At 56.9% G+C, this 13,971-nt stretch carries 12 protein-coding genes and 3 pseudogenes; 12 read left to right on the top strand and 3 right to left on the bottom strand.

From position 1 onward, the window contains the following. Nucleotides 1-41: 41 nt before the first annotated feature. On the bottom strand, nt 42-1,019 hold the full coding sequence (gene pspF / locus AAHB66_RS12910; RefSeq protein WP_347113202.1) for a phage shock protein operon transcriptional activator: 978 nt from the start codon (nt 1,017-1,019) through the stop codon (nt 42-44). Nucleotides 1,020-1,185: 166 nt separating this feature from the next. On the opposite strand from pspF, the gene pspA reads away from it, so the two are divergent. From pspA to tyrR, 7 genes are all read left to right on the top strand, one after another. Next, nucleotides 1,186-1,854, top strand: coding sequence for a phage shock protein PspA (gene pspA / locus AAHB66_RS12905; RefSeq protein WP_333849335.1), 669 nt, complete (start codon nt 1,186-1,188; stop codon nt 1,852-1,854). Nucleotides 1,855-1,908: 54 nt separating this feature from the next. Then, nucleotides 1,909-2,133, top strand: a complete 225-nt coding sequence (gene pspB / locus AAHB66_RS12900; protein ID WP_103179865.1) for an envelope stress response membrane protein PspB — start codon at nt 1,909-1,911, stop codon at nt 2,131-2,133. Further along, the gene (gene pspC, locus AAHB66_RS12895) at nt 2,133-2,492 is read left to right on the top strand and encodes an envelope stress response membrane protein PspC (RefSeq protein WP_347113200.1); all 360 of its coding nucleotides are present in this window, start codon (nt 2,133-2,135) and stop codon (nt 2,490-2,492) included. Before pspB ends, pspC begins: the two co-directional genes overlap by 1 nt. A gap of 14 nt (nt 2,493-2,506) precedes the next feature. Beyond that, a complete protein-coding gene (gene pspD / locus AAHB66_RS12890; RefSeq protein WP_285125832.1) occupies nt 2,507-2,725 on the top strand; it encodes a phage shock protein PspD in 219 nt (72 codons plus the stop codon). A gap of 111 nt (nt 2,726-2,836) precedes the next feature. Then, entirely contained in the window at nt 2,837-4,234 is a 1,398-nt protein-coding gene (locus AAHB66_RS12885; protein WP_347113199.1) for a YcjX family protein, read from the top strand. Further along, entirely contained in the window at nt 4,231-5,280 is a 1,050-nt protein-coding gene (locus AAHB66_RS12880; RefSeq protein ID WP_347113198.1) for a YcjF family protein, read from the top strand. The genes AAHB66_RS12885 and AAHB66_RS12880 overlap by 4 nt, the downstream gene beginning before the upstream one ends. A 127-nt stretch (nt 5,281-5,407) precedes the next feature. Then, the gene (tyrR, locus tag AAHB66_RS12875) at nt 5,408-6,949 is read left to right on the top strand and encodes a transcriptional regulator TyrR (RefSeq protein WP_106993113.1); all 1,542 of its coding nucleotides are present in this window, start codon (nt 5,408-5,410) and stop codon (nt 6,947-6,949) included. A gap of 40 nt (nt 6,950-6,989) precedes the next feature. Here tyrR and tpx read toward each other — a convergent pair whose 3' ends face one another. Beyond that, nucleotides 6,990-7,496, bottom strand: coding sequence for a thiol peroxidase (gene tpx, locus AAHB66_RS12870; protein WP_032611112.1), 507 nt, complete (start codon nt 7,494-7,496; stop codon nt 6,990-6,992). A 105-nt stretch (nt 7,497-7,601) separates the two neighbouring features. Here tpx and ycjG point away from each other — a divergent pair. Beyond that, nucleotides 7,602-8,568: pseudogene (gene ycjG / locus AAHB66_RS12865) on the top strand (L-Ala-D/L-Glu epimerase). On the opposite strand, the gene mpaA reads toward ycjG, so the two are convergent. After that, the gene (mpaA, locus tag AAHB66_RS12860) at nt 8,559-9,272 is read right to left on the bottom strand and encodes a murein tripeptide amidase MpaA (protein WP_347113196.1); all 714 of its coding nucleotides are present in this window, start codon (nt 9,270-9,272) and stop codon (nt 8,559-8,561) included. The pseudogene ycjG and the gene mpaA sit on opposite strands and share 10 nt — an antisense overlap. Nucleotides 9,273-9,457: 185 nt before the next feature. Between mpaA and AAHB66_RS12855 the strand changes: the two genes are divergently transcribed. From AAHB66_RS12855 to AAHB66_RS12840, 4 genes and pseudogenes are all read left to right on the top strand, one after another. Then, nucleotides 9,458-11,074, top strand: coding sequence for a peptide ABC transporter substrate-binding protein (locus AAHB66_RS12855; protein ID WP_347113195.1), 1,617 nt, complete (start codon nt 9,458-9,460; stop codon nt 11,072-11,074). A gap of 404 nt (nt 11,075-11,478) precedes the next feature. After that, a pseudogene (gene tssB, locus AAHB66_RS12850) lies at nt 11,479-11,971 on the top strand (type VI secretion system contractile sheath small subunit). A gap of 36 nt (nt 11,972-12,007) precedes the next feature. Then, nucleotides 12,008-13,582, top strand: a complete 1,575-nt coding sequence (gene tssC / locus AAHB66_RS12845; protein ID WP_347113193.1) for a type VI secretion system contractile sheath large subunit — start codon at nt 12,008-12,010, stop codon at nt 13,580-13,582. Continuing rightward, nucleotides 13,549-13,944: pseudogene (locus tag AAHB66_RS12840) on the top strand (type VI secretion system baseplate subunit TssG); the annotation flags it as partial. The gene tssC and the pseudogene AAHB66_RS12840, both read left to right, overlap by 34 nt. Between the last annotated feature and the right edge of the window lie 27 nt (nt 13,945-13,971).

The raw sequence follows: 13,971 nt of genomic DNA, 5'->3' as shown, positions 1-13,971 counted from the left end.
ACCTGCTTCGTAAAAATGTCTGCGGATAAGTGCTGATATTGTCAGCGCAGTTGATGCTTTTTGAGCAATGCCCTTAATTGATGGTAGGTCAGCCCCAGCAGTTCAGCCGCGCGTTTCTGATTAAATTTCGCCTCCCGCAGACTCTGCTCCAGCAGTTGCTTTTCCTGCTCCTGCTGGAACTGACGCAAATCCAACGGCAGGGAGGGCGAAGCCGCGGCCCGGGGTCGTTCAACGGGCGACTGTATGGGGCGATTAAAGGGATCGATCACAATCTCATCCAGCTCGGTGTCGCTGCTGCCGTGCCGATAGACGGAGCGTTCAACCACGTTTTTCAGCTCGCGGATATTACCCGGCCAGCGGTAGTCGAGCAGCGTTTCGCGGGCGTGCTGGCTGAAGCCAGGGAACAGCGGCAGACCCAGCTCGCGGCACATCTGAATGGCAAACTGCTCCGCCAGCAGCATGATATCGCTACGCCGCTCGCGCAGCGGGGGCAGGTTGACCACGTCAAACGCCAGCCGATCCAGCAGATCGGCGCGAAACCGCTCCTGCTCAACCATCTCCGGCAGGTTGGCGTTGGTAGCGCACACCAGGCGAACATTCACCTGGAGCGGCTGACTGCCGCCCACGCGCTCCAGCTCGCCATACTCAATAACGCGCAATAGCTTTTCCTGCACCAGCATCGGGGCGGTGGCCAGTTCATCGAGGAACAGCGTGCCGCCATCGGCGCGCTCGAAACGCCCGGGGTGACGCCGCTGTGCGCCGGTAAAAGCCCCGGCCTCATGGCCGAACAGTTCGGTATCGAGCAGATTTTCGTTCAGCGCGGCGCAGTTGAGGGAGATGAAAGGCCCATCCCAGCGTCCGGACAGATAGTGCAGGCGATTGGCAATCAGCTCTTTCCCGGTGCCACGTTCGCCAATAATCAGCACCGGTTTATTCAGCGGTGCCAGGCGTGAGACCTGCTCCAGAACCTCAAGAAAGCTGTTGGCTTCTCCGAGTAAGGTATCTTTAAATTCAGCCATGATGAAATTAACCCCTTATTGGTGTAATTCACCAGGCGAGAGTAGGGTGGATCGGGCGAAAAAGCAATCACCTTACGTAAAATCAACAACATAAAAAGTTGGCACGGGAATTGTATTAGCTATGCAGCAGGGCTTAGCCCGATAACAGAAATGTGAGGATTCAATTATGGGTATTTTTTCTCGTTTTGCCGACATCGTGAACGCCAACATCAACTCGCTGCTTGAAAAGGCGGAAGATCCACAGAAGCTGGTGCGTCTGATGATCCAGGAAATGGAAGATACGCTGGTCGAAGTGCGTTCCACCTCTGCCCGTGCGCTGGCTGAGAAGAAGCAGCTCTCGCGCCGCATTGAACAGGCGACCGCCCAGCAGAACGAATGGCAGGAAAAAGCCGAACTGGCGCTGCGCAAAGATAAAGACGATCTGGCCCGCTCTGCGCTGATCGAAAAACAGAAGCTGACCGACATCGTGGTCACGCTGGAGCAGGAAGTTACGCTGGTGGATGAAACCCTGGCCCGCATGAAGAAAGAGATTGCGGAGCTGGAGAACAAACTGAGCGAAACCCGTGCCCGTCAGCAGGCGTTGACGCTGCGCCATCAGGCGGCAAACTCTTCCCGCGACGTGCGTCGTCAGCTCGACAGCGGCAAGATTGACGAAGCCATGGCCCGTTTCGAGTCGTTTGAACGCCGTATCGATCAGATGGAAGCCGAAGCCGAAAGCCATAGTTTTGGCAAACAGAAGACGCTGGATCAGCAGTTTGCCGATCTGAAAGCGGATGATGAAATCAGCGAGCAACTGGCCGCGCTGAAGGCCAGAATGAAACAAGACAATCAATAATAACACCTGCGGCGCCGGCTGGCGCCGCCACTCATCGTAAGACAAGGAGTAGACATGAGCGCGCTTTTTCTTGCCATTCCGCTGACCATTTTCGTGCTGTTTGTACTGCCGATCTGGTTGTGGCTGCATTACAGCAACCGTTCTTCCCGGGGGGAGCTGTCGCAAAGCGAACAGCAGCGTCTGGCACAGTTAACCCAGGACGCGAATAAAATGCGTGAACGTATTCAGGCGCTGGAAGCGATCCTGGATGCGGAACATCCGAACTGGAGGGATCGCTAATGGCCGGACTGAACCTGAATAAAAAACTGTGGCGTATCCCCCAGCAGGGCATGGTGCGCGGCGTCTGCGCCGGGCTGGCGCACTACCTCGACGTGCCGGTGAAGCTGGTGCGCGTGGTGACGGTGCTCTCCATCTTCTTTGGCCTGGCCTTTATTACCCTGGTGGCCTATATCATTTTATCCTTCGTGCTGGATCCGATGCCGGACAGCGCGATGGGCGATGAAAACGCCCCCACCAGCAGTGACCTGCTGGACGCGGTGGATGCCCAACTGTCGGCAGGTGAACAACGCCTGCGCGAGATGGAGCGGTATGTCACCTCTGATACTTTCTCGCTGCGAAGCCGTTTTCGTCAGCTTTAACTGAGAGAACTGATATGAATCAACGCTGGCAACAGGCCGGGCAGCAGGTTAAGCCGGGCCTGAAATTCGCAGGGAAGCTGGTTTTACTCACCGCACTGCGTTACGGCCCGGCAGGCGTGGCGGGCTGGGCGATCAAATCCGTTGCCCGCAAACCCGTCCGGATGCTGCTGGCGGTGGCGCTGGAGCCGATGCTGAAAAAGCTCGCTAACCGGCTCTCCGGTAAACTGAAATAGACCGCAACGGCACAGCGCTGGACGTGCCGTTGCGGCGCTTTTATTCCCTTCTCCTTGTCCCCATGTCATATTTCTCAGAACAATAATTCCTTCAGGCAGAACAGGATGGCGATGAAGCGATTTAAAAACGAACTCAACTCTCTGGTCAATCGCGGGGTTGACCGTCATTTGCGCCTGGCGGTCACCGGACTGAGCCGCAGCGGCAAAACCGCCTTTATTACGGCGATGGTCAATCAACTGCTTAACCTGCATGCCGGGGCGCGTTTACCCCTGCTGAGCGCCGTGCGCGAAGAGCGCCTGCTCGGCGTGAAGCGCGTGCCCCAGCGCGACTTTGGCATTCCTCGTTTTACCTATGACGAAGGGCTGGCCCAGCTGTATGGCTCCCCGCCCACCTGGCCGACGCCGACCCGTGGGGTGAGCGAGATCCGTCTGGCGCTGCGCTATCGTTCTAACGATTCGCTGCTGCGTCATTTTAAAGAGACCTCCACCCTCTATCTGGAGATCGTCGATTATCCCGGCGAATGGCTGCTCGATCTGCCGATGCTGACCCAGGATTACCTGAGCTGGTCGCGACAGATGACCGGCCTGCTGCAGGGGCAACGCGCGGAGTGGTCAGCCCGCTGGCGTACGCTGTGTGAAGGGCTGGATCCGCTGGCACCCGCCGACGAAAACCGGCTGGCGGCCATCTCAGAGGCCTGGACCGATTACCTGCATCAATGCAAAAAAGAGGGGCTGCACTTTATCCAGCCGGGACGCTTTGTACTTCCGGGGGATATGGCGGGCGCCCCGGCGCTGCAGTTCTTCCCGTGGCCGGACGTGGACGCCTTTGGCGAGTCAAAACTTGCCCAGGCGGACAAACACACTAACGCCGGGATGCTGCGCGAACGCTTCAACTACTACTGCGAAAAAGTGGTGAAGGGGTTCTACACCAACCACTTTTTACGCTTCGACCGCCAGATCGTGCTGGTGGATTGCCTGCAGCCGCTCAACAGCGGGCCGCAGGCCTTCAACGACATGCGTCTTGCGCTCACCCAACTGATGCAGAGTTTCCACTACGGGCAGCGCACGCTGTTCCGTCGCCTGTTCTCCCCGGTGATCGACAAACTGCTGTTTGCCGCCACCAAGGCGGATCACGTCACCGTGGATCAGCACGCCAATATGGTGTCGCTCCTGCAACAGCTGGTGCAGGATGCCTGGCAAAACGCGGCCTTTGAGGGCATCAGCATGGACTGTCTGGGCCTGGCCTCGGTGCAGGCCACCCAGAGCGGGTTGATTGACGTCAATGGCGACAAGATCCCGGCCCTGCGCGGTCACCGTCTGAGCGATGGTGCACCGCTGACGGTCTATCCCGGCGAGGTGCCCGCCCGGCTGCCCGGCCAGGCGTTCTGGCAAAAGCAGGGCTTCCAGTTCGAAGCCTTTCGCCCACAGACAATGAACGTTGACCAGCCGCTGCCGCACATTCGCCTCGATGCCGCGCTGGAGTTTTTGATTGGAGATAAATTGCGATGACCGAACCCTTAAAACCGCGTATGGATTTTAGCGGCACGCTGGAGCAGGAACAGCATGAGGCCTTTAAGGCGGCGCAGACATTTGATACGACTCAGGCCGAACAGTTTTCCCCGGTTGTAGCCGACATGCTCCCCGCCGAAGAGGGGCAGGCCGAAGCCGTGGTCGAGGCCGCCCTGCGCCCTAAACGCAGCCTGTGGCGCAAAATGGTCAGCGCCGGGTTGCTGCTGACCGGCGTCACGGTTGTGGGGCAAGGCGTGCAGTGGGCGATCAATGCCTGGCAGACCCAGGACTGGGTGGCGCTGGGCGGTTGCGCGGCCGGGGCCCTGATCGTCGGGGCGGGCGTGGGTTCTGTCGCCACCGAATGGCGACGCTTATGGCGACTGCGCCAGCGCGCGCACGAGCGTGACGAAGCCCGGGATCTGCTGCATAGCCACGGCACCGGTAACGGACGGGCGTTTTGCGAAAAACTGGCGAAGCAGGCCGGGCTGGATCAGTCGCATCCGGCGCTGCAGCGCTGGTATGCCGCGATCCATGAAACCCAGAACGACCGTGAGGTGGTCTCGCTGTATGCCCATCTGGTGCAGCCGGTACTCGACAGCCAGGCACGGCGGGAGATCAGCCGCTCGGCGGCAGAATCGACCCTGATGATCGCCGTCAGCCCGCTGGCGCTGGTGGATATGGCCTTTATCGCCTGGCGTAACCTGCGCCTGATTAACCGCATCGCCACGCTGTACGGCATTGAGCTGGGCTATTACAGCCGCCTGCGACTGTTCCGTCTGGTATTGCTGAACATGGCCTTTGCCGGGGCCAGCGAGGTGGTGCGCGAGGTGGGGATGGACTGGATGTCACAGGATCTGGCCGCGCGTCTCTCGGCTCGCGCAGCTCAGGGGATTGGTGCCGGGCTGCTGACCGCACGACTTGGGATCAAAGCGATGGAGCTGTGCCGTCCTCTGCCGTGGACAGCGGACGATAAACCACGTCTGGGCGATTTTCGCCGGGAATTAATCGGCCAGCTGAAAGAAACGCTTAACAAAAAACCGCAGTAGCAATCCCGCCTCGCACATAATTCCGCCACTCGCTTCACAGGCTGTCAATCTTTGTTGACAGCCTGCTTCCCGATCGCCGATATCTGGCTTATCATTTCAGAGTTACTGTTTATAGAGTGATTTTCCCATGCGTCTGGAAGTGTTTTGTAAGGACCGTCTCGGCCTGACTCGCGAGTTACTCGATCTCCTTGTTTTGCGTAGCATTGATCTGCGCGGAATTGAGATCGACCCTATCGGGAAGATTTACCTGAACTTTGCCGAAATTGCATTCGATACATTCAGCAGCTTAATGGCTGAAATCCGCCGTATCGCTGGCGTTACGGACGTGCGCACCGTGCCGTGGATGCCCTCCGAGCGCGAGCATCTGGCCCTGAGCGCGCTGCTGGAAGCGATGCCGGAGCCGTTCTTATCCCTGGATCTGAAGGGCAAAATTGACCGGGCCAACCTGGCGAGTTGCCAGCTGTTTGCCCAGGAGCAGGACAAACTGAGCAGCCACAATGCCGCCCAGCTGATCCCCGGCTTCAACTTCCAGCGCTGGCTGGAGAGTAATCCGCGGTCGACCCACAGCGAACATGTGATCATCAACGGCCAGAACTTCCTGATGGAGATCACTCCGGTCTACCTGCAGGGCGATAACGACGACCGTACCCTGACCGGCTCGGTGATTATGCTGCGCTCGACGGTCCGCATGGGACGCCAGCTGCAAAACCTGTCGAGCCAGGATGTCGGGGCCTTCAGCCAGATTATTGCCGTCAGCCCGAAAATGCGCCACGTGGTGGAGCAGGCGCGCAAGCTGGCAAATCTGGCGGCACCGTTATTGATCACTGGCGATACCGGCACCGGCAAAGATCTGCTGGCCCATGCGGTTCATCAGGCCGGTCCGCGCGCGGCGAAACCTTACCTGGCGCTGAACTGTGCCTCTATCCCGGAAGATGCCGTCGAAAGCGAGCTGTTCGGCCACGCCCCGGAAGGTAAAAAAGGCTTCTTTGAACAGGCCAACGGCGGCTCGGTGCTGCTAGACGAGATTGGCGAAATGTCGCCACGCATGCAGGCCAAACTGCTGCGTTTTCTCAATGACGGCACCTTCCGCCGGGTGGGGGAAGATCATGAGGTGCATGTGGATGTGCGCGTGATCTGCGCCACCCAGAAGAATCTGGTGGAGCTGGTGCAGAAGGGCGTCTTCCGCGAAGATCTCTATTATCGCCTTAACGTACTGACGCTAAATATCCCGCCACTGCGCGATTGCCCGCAGGACATCATGCCGCTGACCGAGCTGTTTGTGGCGCGCTTTGCCGATGAGCAGGGCATCCCGCGACCGAAGTTCTCGGCCGACCTCAATACCGTACTCACCCGTTACGGCTGGCCGGGCAATATTCGTCAGTTGAAAAACGCGATCTATCGGGCGCTGACCCAGCTTGAAGGCTATGAGCTGCGACCGCAGGATATTTTGCTGCCGGATTACGACGCCGGTACGGTGGCGGTGGGCGAAGAGGCTATGGAAGGGTCGCTGGACGACATCACTAGCCGCTTTGAGCGCTCGGTGCTGACGCAGCTTTATCGTAACTATCCCAGCACCCGTAAGCTGGCGAAACGCCTGGGCGTGTCTCATACCGCTATCGCCAATAAGCTGCGCGAGTATGGTCTGAGCCAGAAGAAGGGTGACGAGTAAAAACAAAAAAAGCCTCCGCAGGGAGGCTTTCTTTTTGGTCTTACGCTTTCAGCGCTTCCAGCGCAGCAGCATAGTCCGGCTCGGTGGTGATTTCATTCACCAGGTGGCTGAACACGACGGTGTCGTTTTCGTCGATCACCACAACCGCGCGGGCTGCCAGGCCTTTCAGGGCGCCTTCAGCGATGCCCACACCGTACTGCTCCAGGAATTCCGGGTTGCGCAGGGTGGAGAGGGTGATAACGTTGCTCAGGCCTTCAGCTCCGCAGAAACGGGACTGGGCGAACGGCAGGTCGGCGGAGATGCACAGCACAACGGTGTTGTCCATTTCAGTCGCCAGCTGGTTGAATTTACGCACAGATGCGGCACACACGCCGGTATCGATGCTTGGGAAAATGTTCAGCACTTTACGCTTGCCGGCAAACTGGCTCAGCACGACGTCAGACAGATCTTTTGCCACGAGCGTAAACGCCTGCGCTTTGCTGCCAGTCTGAGGAATGGATCCTGCAACAGAAACCGGGTTGCCCTGGAAATGAACGAGTTGTGACATAGTTATCTTCCTGTTTACATATAGTTAACGTCGCCGTTAGTGTATGTCATCAGCCAATAGCACAGCAAACCCTATTTACGCGAAGCCGCTATACAGGAGTGAGTGATGAGAACCCTCAAGGTTTATGAAGAAGCCTGGCCATTACATTCGCCGTTTGTGATCTCCCGGGGAACACGGAGCGAGGCCTGCGTGGTGGTGGTCGAAATAGAGGAAGAGGGTGTCAAAGGGGTGGGGGAATGTACGCCTTACCCGCGATATGGTGAAAGCATCGCCTCGGTGATGGCGCAGATTATGGCGCTCGGGCCGCAACTTGAGCAGGGGCTTAGCCGGGAAGCGCTACAGACGCTGTTGCCCCCCCGGTGCGGCGCGCAACGCTATTGACTGCGCCCTGTGGGATTTAGCCGCGCGCCAGCAGGGGATCCCCCTGGCTGCCCTGGCCGGAGCGACGCTGCCGCAAACGGTGGTGACCGCGCAGACGGTAGTGATCGGCGAACCCGCCCAGATGGCCGCCAGCGCGAAAGCCCTGTATGCCGCCGGGGCGCGCCTGCTGAAAGTGAAGCTGGACGATCACCTGATCAGCGAGCGGATGGTCGCCATTCGCGCCGCCGTGCCGGAGGCTACGCTGATTGTTGATGCCAATGAATCCTGGCGTAGCGAAGGGTTGGCCGCCCGCTGTCAGCTGCTGGCGGATCTGAATGTCGCCATGCTCGAACAGCCCCTGCCTGCGGGCGACGATGCCGCCCTGGCGAATTTTATTCATCCGCTGCCCATTTGCGCCGACGAAAGCTGCCATACGCGCGCGAGCCTGCCTGCCCTGAAAGGGCGTTACGAGATGGTGAATCTTAAGCTGGATAAAACCGGGGGCATCACCGAAGCGCTGGCGCTGGCCGCCGAGGCAAGGGAGAACGGTTTTGCGCTGATGCTCGGCTGTATGCTCTGCACCTCGCGGGCGATTAATGCGGCTTTACCGCTGGCGGGCGAGGTACAGTTTGCCGATCTGGATGGCCCGACCTGGCTGGCGGTGGATGTCTCACCGGCGCTGCATTACAGCACCGGCGTGGTTCATCTTTGAGGTTCCCAGCGCAGCAGATCGGTCATTGCTCTCAGGTATTTCTCGCTGGCCTCGTCGGACGAGATCGGCGGGAACTCGGCGGTGATGCAGTGCAGGCTTAAATCGGCACACCAGCTGCCAAACGAACCCGGCGTTTCATAGCCCACGCTGGTGACCAGCGGCAGCGAAAACGCATCCGCCAGCCAGCGCCCAAGCGCGGTATGACCTGGATCTTCAATGCAGGCCAGCGGATCGTGAAACGATACCACCCAGGCCGGATGCAGTTTATGGATCAGGTGACACAGCGCCTCCGTCTCCGGTTCTGAGCCGGGTTTATCCCCGGTGAGCAACACCACATCCCGATCCTGAGCTGCACTGTTCCAGCGGTAGACCGTCTCGCCTTCACGCCAGTTGGCCGCCGGGAAGTTACGGTTCAAATCCACGCCGCGGGCGTTGGCGCGCAATCCCAGCTGACAGCCGTCCGGGTTGACGGTCAAAACAACATGATGTCGACGCAGTTCAGGGGCCAGGGTGCGCAGGGCGCAGGAGAGGGTCACGATGGAGGAGTTTTCATCACCATGGGTGCCCGCAATGATCAGGCCGCTGTTGCGATCGGCCTGCGGTGCCGGGAACCAGATCAAGGGCGCGCCGAGGAATGAACGGCCATAGTGTTCAGTTCCAGGCGGGAAAGCGCCACGTTCCGTTCTTGGGCGAGTAAGGGACATAGACGTTCCTGAATCAGATTTATACTACTGGCAGTGTTGTGCAAAACACACGGTTAATCAAATAGTTTCAGCGCCGGAACAAAACCGACGGAATTCAACTTTCCGACGGAAGTTGTTTGCATTTCCCTGTTCTGAAACAAATAATTACGCATCTGCTCGTTACCCATCATTTCAAAGGGGATCTCATGAAGCATCCGGTTTCGTTGATTTGTTCTGCCCTGTGGTTGTGTGGCCTCTCTTCTTATTCCTTTGCTGCGGATGTGCCTTCCGGAACGACGCTGGCGCCAAAGCAGGAGCTGGTGCGTCATATTAAAGATGAACCCGCTTCACTGGATCCCGCCAAAGCGGTGGGGCTGCCCGAGATTCAGGTGATCCGCGATCTGTTCGAAGGCCTCGTTAATCAGAACGAAAAGGGCGAACTGGTACCGGGTGTGGCCACCCGCTGGCAGAGTAACGATAACCGCGCCTGGACCTTCACCTTGCGCGAGAACGCCCAATGGTCCGACGGTACCCCCGTCACCGCACAGGATTTTGTCTACAGCTGGCAGCGTCTGGTCGATCCGAAAACGACGTCGCCGTTTGCCTGGTTTGCGGCGCTGGCCGGGATCAGTAACGCGCAGGCTATCATCGACGGCAAGGCCACACCGGATAAGTTGGGCGTGACCGCCGTGGATAACAGAACCCTGCGCGTCCAGCTGGATAAACCGCTGCCGTGGTTTGCCAACCTGGCGGCAAGCTTCGCCTTCTATCCGGTACAAAAAGCTAACGTGGAGAGTGGCGCGGAGTGGACCCGCCCTGGTGCGCTGGTGGGCAATGGGGCCTATATCCTGAAAGACCGGGTGGTGAACGAGAAACTGGTCGTCGAGCGCAACAGTCACTACTGGGATAATGATAAAACGGTGCTGCAGAAAGTGACCTTTATCCCGATCAACCAGGAGTCGTCTGCCACCAAGCGCTATCTGGCGAACGATATCGACATCACCGAGTCATTCCCGAAAAACCTCTACCAGAAGCTGCTGAAGGACATTCCGGGCCAGGTCTATACGCCACCGCAGCTGGGCACCTATTATTACGCCTTCAACACCCAGAAAGGCCCTACGGCGGATGCACGGGTGCGTCTGGCGCTGAGCATGACCATCGACCGGCGGATCATGGCGGAGAAAGTGCTGGGCACCGGCGAAAAACCGGCATGGCACTTCACACCGGACGTGACCGCAGGTTTTACTCCTGAGCCCTCACCCTTTGAACAGATGAGCCAGGAAGAGATGAACGCGCAGGCCAAAACGCTGCTGCAGGCAGCAGGCTATAACGCACAAAAACCGCTTAAGCTGACGCTGCTATACAACACCTCGGAAAACCACCAGAAGATCGCCATCGCTGTGGCGTCGATGTGGAAAAAGAATCTCGGCGTCGACGTGAAGCTGCAAAACCAGGAGTGGAAAACTTATATCGACAGCCGTAACACCGGTAATTTCGATGTGATCCGCGCCTCGTGGGTTGGGGACTATAACGAGCCGTCGACTTTCCTCTCGCTGCTGACCTCCACGCATACCGGCAATATTTCCCGCTTCAACGATCCGGCCTATGACAAGGTGATTAATCAGGCGTCGCTGGAGACCACCGCGAAGGCCCGTAACGCGGATTACAATACGGCAGAGAAAATCCTTGCGGAAAAAGCGCCGATCGCGCCGATCTATCAGTATACCAACGGGCGTTTAATCAAACCCTGGGTGAAAGGGTATCCAATTAATAACCCGGAAGACGTGGCGTACAGCCGCACAATGTATATCGAGAAGCATTGACAGGGCGTTATTTTATAACCGTAACTGGCGCTGACTTTCAGCGCCAGTATTTTATTAACTCTCAGGTTATGTAGAAACCTACCCAGATTTTTATTTTCTGTTATTATCTTATCTGTAAATTTATAACTTTCATTTATTCCCATCAAAACAATTGTTGGATATTAATATATTATCCGCTTCGCCAATAGATATTTCCTTTTTTATTTACGCAGAAAAGATCAATATCACGAATGTATAGAGGCTGTTTAATATTGCTTACTATGGGAGTGAGAAATAAGTATTTGAGGCAAGTCTATTTTTGGACCATCAGTTAGTTGATTCATCGTAATTACTTGTTCTACTATCGCCTTTGCGAACAAATGTAGTTTTACTTAATAACTATTCCTTAAGGAAAAGGGACTGCTATGGCTGATACATTTCAGAATGAAGTGCCCAAGGCACGTATAAATCTTAAACTGGCTCTCCATACGGGGGGGCGCACAAAAGAAAGTTGAATTGCCGCTTAAGCTCCTTACCGTTGGTGATTTCAGTAATGGCAAAGAAAATCGGCCCTTATCAGAGCGGGAGAAAATTAACGTCAATAAAAATAACTTCGACAGTGTACTTTCAGAATTTAACCCGGAAATTAACCTCGCCGTACAGAACACCCTTGCTGGTGAAAGTGCAGAAGAAAATATCCAACTGCAGTTTTCCAGCATGAAAGATTTCGAACCCGAACAGGTTGCCCGTCAAATTCCTCAGCTTCGCGCCATGCTGGCCATGCGTAATTTATTACGCGATCTGAAATCCAATCTCCTTGATAACGCCACTTTCAGAAAAGAGCTCGAGAAAATCCTCAAGGATCCGGCGCTGTCTCAGGAATTACGCGACGAAATGAGTGCGCTTGCCCCGAAATAAAACGTGGGTATCTCTTTTAATGGATTAACCGGGAATATGCTGATGTCTGTAAATACTGAAACGGGTTCTGCTCAGGGGCAAACCACCGTACTGGAAAAAGAGGGCGTTTACGCCTCCCTGTTTGAAAAAATTAACCTCACCCCGGCGTCCAGCCTCGGGGATATTAATGCGTTTCTGGATGATGCTGCGCTGGCAGATGCGCCTGCGGGCGAGCGCCTGACGGCTGCGATGCAGGTCTTTATGGACTGTATCCGTAAATCCGGCCAGCAGGTGGAAAAGCTCGACAAAACGCTGATCGACCATCATATCGCAGAGCTGGATTTTCAAATCAGCCGCCAGCTGGATGCGGTGATGCACCATGAAGAATTCCAGAAGGTGGAGTCCCTGTGGCGCGGCCTGAAGCAGCTGGTCGACAATACCGACTATCGTCAGAACGTGAAAACAGAAATTCTGGATGTGTCCAAAGACGATCTGCGCCAGGACTTTGAAGATGCGCCGGAGCTGATCCAGAGCGGTCTATACTGGCACACCTATACCGCTGAGTACGATACCCCGGGCGGCGAGCCGATTGGTTCGGTGATCTCCTCCTGGGAGTTTGACGCCAGCCCGCAGGACGTGGCGCTGCTGCGCAACATCTCCAAAGTCTCCGCCGCGGCGCATATGCCGTTTATCGGATCGGTCGGACCAAAATTCTTCCTGAAAGAGTCGATGGAAGAGGTGGCGGCCATTAAAGATATTGGCAACTACTTCGACCGTGCCGAGTACATTAAATGGAAATCCTTCCGTGATACCGACGATTCCCGCTATATCGGGCTGGTAATGCCGCGCGTGCTAGGGCGCCTGCCGTATGGCCCGGACACCGTGCCGGTGCGCAGCTTTAACTACGTTGAGCAGGTGAAGGGCCCGGATCACGAGAAATACCTCTGGACCAGCGCGTCCTTTGCCTTTGCCTCCAACATGGTGAAGAGCTTTATCAATAACGGCTGGTGCGTGCAGATCCGTGGCCCGCAGGCCGGTGGCGCAGTGAAAGACCTGCCGATCCATTTGTACGATCTGGGTACCGGCAACCAGGTGAAGATCCCGTCTGAGGTGATGATCCCGGAAACCCGCGAGTTTGAATTCGCCAATCTCGGCTTCATCCCGCTGTCGTACTATAAAAACCGCGATTACGCCTGTTTCTTCTCGGCCAACTCAACGCAGAAACCGGCGCTGTATGACACTGCCGATGCCACGGCCAACAGCCGCATCAACGCGCGTCTGCCTTATATCTTCCTGCTGTCCCGTATCGCGCACTACCTGAAGCTGATCCAGCGCGAAAATATCGGTACCACCAAGGATCGTCGCCTGCTGGAACTGGAGCTCAACACCTGGGTGCGCGGACTGGTGACCGAGATGGCGGGCAGTATGCTGACGTTTTCTCTCGACAGCGATCTGGATGTTATTCCCGGCTATGACCATGCCGAACCAGAAAAAACGTTTCCGCCACTGTTTGAACTGATCACCGTCTTACTGGAAGCCAGCCTGCCGTCCCGCGTGATCGCATTGGAGATGTCACGTCCGGACGATCAGACATGGAAAACCGGGTACGCCTTTCACAACGGGCAACGCTAGGCAAAACTGCCAGAGAAGCCTGCAGCAGGGTACGGGTGACGCTTGTCACAGCTGACGCTGACGAAGCCGAAGGCTGGCTGCCTGGCAGACAGCTCCATACCGACCTGCTGGTGCTGATGCGGGTTTATTTGGGCTACCGCAGCGATGCACGTCTGCGCCTTACCGTCCCGGTCTGGCTGCTGCCGGAGCCTCGGCTGGGCAGAAGCAGGCGAATTCAGCTGGGACGCACCGGCCTGCTCGGCCTGAAGGATGGCAAACTCGGCGATAACCGGGAGACGCTGACGGTGAGCCTGGGCTGCTATGAAGGGCTACACGGCCAGTCCCTACCGTCTGCTGAAGGCGGACATTACCGTTTCGATTAATTACACACTTCCCTCTTTAAAAGGAAT

The sequence above is a fragment of the Leclercia sp. S52 genome, assembly GCF_039727615.1.
GTDB classification, from domain to species: Bacteria; Pseudomonadota; Gammaproteobacteria; order Enterobacterales; family Enterobacteriaceae; genus Enterobacter; species Enterobacter adecarboxylatus_B.
Note: the sequence above shows the minus strand (reverse complement) of the source record. Positions and strands in the feature narration are given on the sequence as shown.

What these genes read in the sequence shown, in the direction of transcription:
- AAHB66_RS12885 (WP_347113199.1), top strand. Translation starts at nt 2,837, where the DNA reads ATGAAGCGATTTAAAAACGAACTCAACTCTCTGGTCAATCGCGGGGTT.
- mpaA (WP_347113196.1), bottom strand. Translation starts at nt 9,272, where the DNA reads ATGTCCCTTACTCGCCCAAGAACGGAACGTGGCGCTTTCCCGCCTGGA.
- pspD (WP_285125832.1), top strand. Translation starts at nt 2,507, where the DNA reads ATGAATCAACGCTGGCAACAGGCCGGGCAGCAGGTTAAGCCGGGCCTG.
- tyrR (WP_106993113.1), top strand. Translation starts at nt 5,408, where the DNA reads ATGCGTCTGGAAGTGTTTTGTAAGGACCGTCTCGGCCTGACTCGCGAG.
- AAHB66_RS12855 (WP_347113195.1), top strand. Translation starts at nt 9,458, where the DNA reads ATGAAGCATCCGGTTTCGTTGATTTGTTCTGCCCTGTGGTTGTGTGGC.
- pspC (WP_347113200.1), top strand. Translation starts at nt 2,133, where the DNA reads ATGGCCGGACTGAACCTGAATAAAAAACTGTGGCGTATCCCCCAGCAG.
- pspB (WP_103179865.1), top strand. Translation starts at nt 1,909, where the DNA reads ATGAGCGCGCTTTTTCTTGCCATTCCGCTGACCATTTTCGTGCTGTTT.
- AAHB66_RS12880 (WP_347113198.1), top strand. Translation starts at nt 4,231, where the DNA reads ATGACCGAACCCTTAAAACCGCGTATGGATTTTAGCGGCACGCTGGAG.
- tpx (WP_032611112.1), bottom strand. Translation starts at nt 7,496, where the DNA reads ATGTCACAACTCGTTCATTTCCAGGGCAACCCGGTTTCTGTTGCAGGA.
- pspA (WP_333849335.1), top strand. Translation starts at nt 1,186, where the DNA reads ATGGGTATTTTTTCTCGTTTTGCCGACATCGTGAACGCCAACATCAAC.
- pspF (WP_347113202.1), bottom strand. Translation starts at nt 1,019, where the DNA reads ATGGCTGAATTTAAAGATACCTTACTCGGAGAAGCCAACAGCTTTCTT.
- tssC (WP_347113193.1), top strand. Translation starts at nt 12,008, where the DNA reads ATGCTGATGTCTGTAAATACTGAAACGGGTTCTGCTCAGGGGCAAACC.